Origin of the sequence: Sphingomonas sp. 66-10 (assembly GCF_001897045.1) — a bacterium.
Classification (GTDB): Bacteria; Pseudomonadota; Alphaproteobacteria; order Sphingomonadales; family Sphingomonadaceae; genus Sphingomonas; species Sphingomonas lycopersici.
The window spans coordinates 126,907-127,595 of sequence record NZ_MKRR01000133.1; the positions used below are offsets into that span (position 1 = coordinate 126,907).

General features: G+C 70.0%; 1 protein-coding gene. It reads right to left on the reverse strand.

Going from position 1 to position 689, the window contains the following annotated elements:
• Positions 1-689: autotransporter-associated beta strand repeat-containing protein (locus BGN95_RS14530; RefSeq protein WP_353744706.1), on the reverse strand; the 689-nt coding region annotated here is incomplete at both ends.

Consider the following 689-nt stretch of genomic DNA (forward strand, 5'->3'; position numbering starts at 1 on the left):
CGGTGCCGCCGATCACGCCGTTCAGCACGATATTGTTGCCGCCGCCGAGCGTCAGTGTCGCGTCATTGAGATCGATCGCGTTGGCAAGCGCAAGTCCGGGCAGGACGGTGGTCAATGTGCCGCCGAGACCGCTCACGATGAGCGCCCCCGAACCGAGCGCCGCGTTCCCGCCCAGCGCGAGACCGCCACCGCCGCTCAGCGTCGTGCCGCCGGTATAGGCGTTCGCGCCGTTCAGCGTCACCGTCCCGGTCCCGCCGAGTGTCAACCCGCCGGTCCCACCGATCGCACCGCCGAGCGCGAGGTCGTTGCTGCCGACCAGCGTCAGGCCGACATCATTGAGGTTGATTGCATTGGCCAGTGTGATGCCGGGCACGGTCGCACCGAGCGTACCGCCCAGCCCGCTAACCGTCAGCGCGCCGCTGCCCAAGGCGCCATTCGCGCCGAGCGCAAGTCCACCGCCGCCGCTGAGGGTGGTGCCGCCGCTGTAGCTGTTCACCCCGGTGAGCGCCAGCGTCCCCGACCCGCCGATACCGAGGCCACCCGTACCGCTGATCAGTCCCGCGAAGCTACTATTGGCGCCGCCGCCCAGCGTCAGGCTGGTGGCCCCGAGCGCGACCTGGCTGCCGGCGACGCCCGACAAGGTGCCGATCGTCTGCGGTGAATTAGCCGCGCTGAGATCGAACACCGCG